This window comes from Microbacterium sp. HMWF026, from assembly GCF_003061325.1.
Lineage (GTDB): Bacteria > Actinomycetota > Actinomycetes > Actinomycetales > Microbacteriaceae > Microbacterium > Microbacterium testaceum_E.
This window is the reverse complement of sequence record NZ_QAJB01000224.1, coordinates 1-4780: the sequence shown is the minus strand read 5'-3', so window position 1 is coordinate 4780 and position 4780 is coordinate 1. Positions and strand designations below refer to the sequence as shown.

General features: G+C 71.6%; 4 protein-coding genes. 1 reads left to right on the top strand and 3 read right to left on the bottom strand.

Annotated elements, in window-relative coordinates; genetic code table 11:
• Positions 1–163 precede the first annotated feature (163 nt).
• Positions 164–973 (top strand): DUF1206 domain-containing protein, encoded by an 810-nt coding sequence (locus DBR36_RS09175; RefSeq protein WP_108318734.1) that lies wholly within the window; start codon positions 164–166, stop codon positions 971–973.
• Positions 974–979: 6 nt separating this feature from the next.
• Here DBR36_RS09175 and DBR36_RS09170 read toward each other — a convergent pair whose 3' ends face one another.
• The 3 genes from DBR36_RS09170 to DBR36_RS09160 form a co-directional block, all read right to left on the bottom strand.
• A complete protein-coding gene (locus DBR36_RS09170; RefSeq protein ID WP_108318732.1) occupies positions 980–1801 on the bottom strand; it encodes an aldo/keto reductase in 822 nt (273 codons plus the stop codon).
• 85 nt (positions 1802–1886) lie between these two features.
• Positions 1887–3683: a proline--tRNA ligase gene (locus DBR36_RS09165; protein ID WP_108318730.1), complete on the bottom strand. Its 1797-nt coding sequence runs from the start codon at positions 3681–3683 to the stop codon at positions 1887–1889.
• A 52-nt stretch (positions 3684–3735) separates the two neighbouring features.
• A complete protein-coding gene (locus tag DBR36_RS09160) occupies positions 3736–4605 on the bottom strand; it encodes a hypothetical protein (RefSeq protein ID WP_108318728.1) in 870 nt (289 codons plus the stop codon).
• Between the last annotated feature and the right edge of the window lie 175 nt (positions 4606–4780).

The following is a 4780-nucleotide window of genomic DNA, read 5'->3' as shown; positions in this document are numbered from 1 at the left end:
GTTCGGGGGTGTTCTCGGGCACCCTCCGACCGTAATGAGTCCCGCGGCGTCTCGCCAAGGTGGAACCTGAACGACACACGATCTTCACCCGCGTGCCGCACGGGACGACGCCCGCGGCGCAACCGGATTGTCGCCGGAGGACTCCAGCGCATACGGTGAGCCGATGCCCTCCACCGCCCGGACCGCCGCTCGCGACGCCGAGGCGAACCCCGCTTTCCGGCTCGCTGCCCGCGCGGGCTACGCCGCCAACGGCATCCTGCATCTGCTCATCGGCGGCCTGGTCATCGCGGTCGGCCTGGGCGCGCAAGAGGACAGCGACCAGACGGGCGCCTTCCGCGCCCTCGCCGCCGCTCCCCTGGGCGCGGCGGCCCTGTGGGCTCTGGCGATCGGACTGGTCGCCCTCGGCGGGTGGCATCTGCTGCAGGCCTTCGCGCCGCGGCGGTTGTCGGTGTGGCGGCGCCTCGCGCGGATCCTCGCCGAGTTGCCGCAAGGGCTGGTGTTCCTCGCGATCGGTCTGGTGTCGGCATCCGTCGCCCTGGGGGCCCGCCCGCGCGCCGAGCAGGCCGCGGAGGACCTCAGCCAGGGCGTGCTGACCTGGCCGATCGGCGGGGCGATCCTGGGCGCCGTCGGACTCGCCGTGGCCGGCGTGGGCATCGGCTTCGTGTGGATGGGCCTGCGTCGGTCGTTCCACTCGAAGGTGCGCACTCCGGACGGGCCGCGCGGCTTCGCGCTCACGACCCTGGGCGTCGTCGGCTTCGTCGCGAAGGGGATCGCGCTGATCGTCGTCGGCGTGCTGGTGGTGACCGCCGCGATCCGTGTCGAGCCCGACACCGCGGGCGGGCTCGACGGCGCCGTCGCCGCGGTCGTGGCCCTGCCGCTCGGACCGTTCCTGGCGTGCCTGGTCGGCCTGGGCTTCCTCGCCTACGGGGTGTTCACGGTCTTCCGCGCCCGGTACGCCCGACTGGACGTGTGACGGCCCTCAGTCCAGGTCGGGATCGCGCCCCGTCCGCTCGCCCGTCTCGAGCCCGGCGATCTCGGCGTGATCGTCGGCGTCGAGTGTGAAGTCGAACACGTCGCCGTTCTCGCGGATCCGGTCCAACGACACCGACTTGGGGAAGACGACGAGCCCACGGTCGAGGTGCCAGCGGATGACGACCTGAGCCGGCGTCTTGCCGTACTTGTCGGCCAGGGTCGCCAGGACCGGTTCGTCCAACAGCCCGCCGCGCGCCAGCGGCGCCCACGCCTCGGTGACGATGCCGTTCGCCTCGTGCCAGGCGACGAGGTCGTCCTGGGGGAAGCGCGGGTGCAGCTCGACCTGGTTGACCACGGGCAGCACGCCCGTCTCGTCGCGCAGCCGCTCCAGGTGCGGCACCGAGAAGTTGCTGACGCCGATCGACGTCGCCCGCCCATCCTGCTGCAGTCGCAGCAGCGCCCGCCACGTGTCGACGTAGCGGTCGGCACTCGGGATGGGCCAGTGGATCAGATACAGGTCGACGCGGTCGAGGCCCAGCGCCGCGGCGCTGGTGTCGAAGGCGCGGAGCGTCTCGTCGAAGCCCTGATCGTCGTTCCACACCTTGGTGGTGACGAACACCTCGTCGCGATCGAGCCCGGAGGCCCGCAGCCCCGCGCCCACCTCGGCCTCGTTGCCGTAGAGCGCCGCGGTGTCGATGTGACGGTAGCCCGCGGCGAGCGCCCCCTCGACGAGTCCGGCGGTGGTCTCGGCCGGCACCTTGTAGGTGCCGACGCCGAGCTGGGGAATCGTGGAGCCGTCGGCGAGCGACAGGCGGGGGGCCGAGATCATGGCATCCACGGTACCGGCGAACGCCGTCCGATACGGCGGAACGGCACCCCTTCCCGCAGCGGGAGGGATGCCGTTCCGTCAGGCGTCAGCGCGTGAGCGCCGCCAGAGCGTCGTCGACCGACACGGTCTCGCGCTCCCCCGTGCGGCGGTCCCACAGCTCGACCTGCCCGTCGGCGGCGCCGCGACCCACGATGAGGATGCGCGGGATGCCGACGAGCTCGGCGTCGCCGAACTTGACCCCCGGAGAGACCTTGGGGCGGTCGTCGTACAGGACGTCGAGGCCCGCGGACTCGAGCTGCTCCGAGACGGATGCCGCGAGGTCGAAGGCCACGGCGTCGCGCCCCGTGGCCACCACGTGCACGTCGAACGGGGCGACCGACTCGGGCCAGATGAGACCCTTCGCGTCGTTGTTCAGCTCGGCGATGATGGCGAGGATGCGGGTGACGCCGATGCCGTACGAGCCCATCGTGACGGTGGCGAGCTTGCCGTTCTCGTCCAGGACCTTCAGCCCCAGGGCCTCGGCGTACTTGCGACCCAGCTGGAAGACGTGGCCGATCTCCATGCCGCGGGCCAGCTCCACGGGACCGGAGCCGTCGGGCGCGGGGTCGCCCGCGCGCACGGTCGAGACCTCGACGAAGCCGTCGCCGACGAAGTCGCGGCCGGCGACGAGCGAGTGCACGTGCTTCTGGTCGATGTTGGCACCGGTGATCCAGGCGGTGCCGTCGACCACGCGCGGGTCGAGCACGTAGCGGATCTTGGTCGCCGACTCCTCGCCCAGCACCGGACCGGTGGGCGACCAGGGGCCGATGTAGCCCTTGACCAGCAGCGGGTTCTTCGCGAAATCGGCCTCGGTGGCCGCCTCGACCTCGGCGGGAGCGAAGGCGACCTCGACGCGCTTGTCGTCGACGTCGCGGTCACCGGGCAGGCCCACGACGACGAGCTCGCGCGTGCCGTCGAGATGAGTGAGGGCGAGCACCACGTTCTTCAGCGTGTGCGCGGCGGTCCACTCGGCGGCGTCGGCCGTGGCGGGACCGGCGATGCCGGGGGCCGGAGCCGCCAGGTGCGCGTTGGAGTGATCGACGAGGGTGGCGATCGTGGGGGTGTTCGGCGAGTCGAAGACGACCGGCTCGGGCTGACCCCCGATCGGCAGCGCGTCGGGGACGACCGTGGTGAACGCCTCGACGTTGGCCGCGTAGCCTCCGGCCGAACGCACGAACGTGTCCTCGCCGATCGGGGTCGGGTGCAGGAACTCCTCGGACTTCGAGCCGCCCATCGCGCCGGCGTCGGCGGCGACGATGACGTACTCGAGGCCCAGGCGGGTGAAGATCCGCTCGTAGGCGTCGCGCTGAGCCTGGTACGAGGCGTCGAGACCGGCATCCGTCGCGTCGAACGAGTACGCGTCCTTCATCGTGAACTCGCGACCGCGCAGCAGGCCGGCGCGGGGGCGCGCCTCGTCGCGGTACTTGTCCTGGATCTGGTAGATCGTCAGCGGCAGATCCTTGTACGACGAGTACAGGTCCTTCACCAGCAGGGTGAACATCTCCTCGTGCGTGGGCGCGAGCAGGTAGTCGGCCCCCTTGCGGTCCTGCAGGCGGAACAGCGCGTCGCCGTACTCCTCCCAACGGCCCGTCACCTCGTACGGCTCGCGCGGCAGGAGCGCCGGGAAGTGCACCTCGAACGCCCCGGCGTTCGCCATCTCTTCGCGGACGACCGCCTCGATCTTGGCCTTGACCCTCAGGCCGAGCGGCAGCCAGGCGAAGACGCCGGGCGCGTTGCGACGGATGTATCCGGCGCGCACGAGCAGGCGGTGGCTCGTGACCTCGGCATCCGAGGGATCTTCGCGGAGCGTGCGGAGGAAGTAGTTCGACAGACGGGTGACCACGAGAGTCGAGTCTAGGGCGGTGGATGCCACGGGCGAGCCGGGAGGCGGCGGCTCATCCGTAGACCGACTCGGCCATGATCGACGCGATCGCGGAGGCGGCCGTCACCCGATCCGCGAACGTGACGACTTCGGGCAGCGAGAAGCGGATCCAGGTGGCGTCGAGCAGGACGTCCGCATGACACACCTCGGTCGTCTCGAAGGTCGCGCACGAGACCACGGCCCGATCCGTTCCTCTCGCACCGTCGAACGACACGGGGTCTCCCGTCGCTGCGCTGTCGAAGGCCCACTCGCCGCCGGGAAGCCAGAGGAGCGACAAGCGGGCGGGGTCCTCGTAGGCGCTGCCCGTGGTGCTCCCCGCGTCGCAGGGGGTTGCCTGCCAGAAATTCGAGAGAAGCCAGTCCCAGGCGCTCCATCCTCCTCGGCCCCTCACCTTGATCTCCATCGACTCCTCACCGAGGACGGCGGCGAGCCGATCCGCCGGAAGGAGCGCGGCGCAGTCGCCGGGGAACGCGACTGTCCCCGTCGGCGGCGTCCAGGTCGGCGGCGAGGGCGGCGATGCCCGCACCAGGTCGCGCACCTCGTTCCAGACCGCCACCTCGGCGCTGTCGAGGTTCCGGCCCGCCGCCGAGACGCCCTCGACCAGGATGAAGGTCCCCGCCACGAGTTCGCACGGCGGGTACTGCGGGTCGCACGTCCCCCCGGCGAAGGTGTCACGATCAGCGAGCGCGCCCTGCCCGTCGGCGATGACGGCGACCTCGACGTACGAGCCGTCGGCAGCGCCGAACTCGCAGAACAGGTCGCCCGCCTGGGCGAACGCGTACTGCACCGGCCCGGCGACCAGGGTGTTCCCGTGCGGCTGGGGCAGGGTGAGCACCGACACGGGCACCTCGCCGCCGAAGATCGCACCGACCTTCGAGGTCATCGCGTCGCACCCGAACGAGAAGCGGGAGGTCGGCTGCGTGACCACTCGCGCTGCCGATGTCGGGGTCGGCGTCGCCGACGGGCTCGGCGCGAGACTCGGGGTCGGGCTGGGCGCGATCGTCTGCGTCGCGGACGGCGTCGGCGTGTTCGCGATCTCGGGCGCGCTGAGCGTGGAC

What these genes read in the sequence shown, in the direction of transcription:
- DBR36_RS09175 (WP_108318734.1), top strand. Translation starts at nt 164, where the DNA reads ATGCCCTCCACCGCCCGGACCGCCGCTCGCGACGCCGAGGCGAACCCC.
- DBR36_RS09170 (WP_108318732.1), bottom strand. Translation starts at nt 1,801, where the DNA reads ATGATCTCGGCCCCCCGCCTGTCGCTCGCCGACGGCTCCACGATTCCC.
- DBR36_RS09160 (WP_108318728.1), bottom strand. Translation starts at nt 4,605, where the DNA reads ATGACCTCGAAGGTCGGTGCGATCTTCGGCGGCGAGGTGCCCGTGTCG.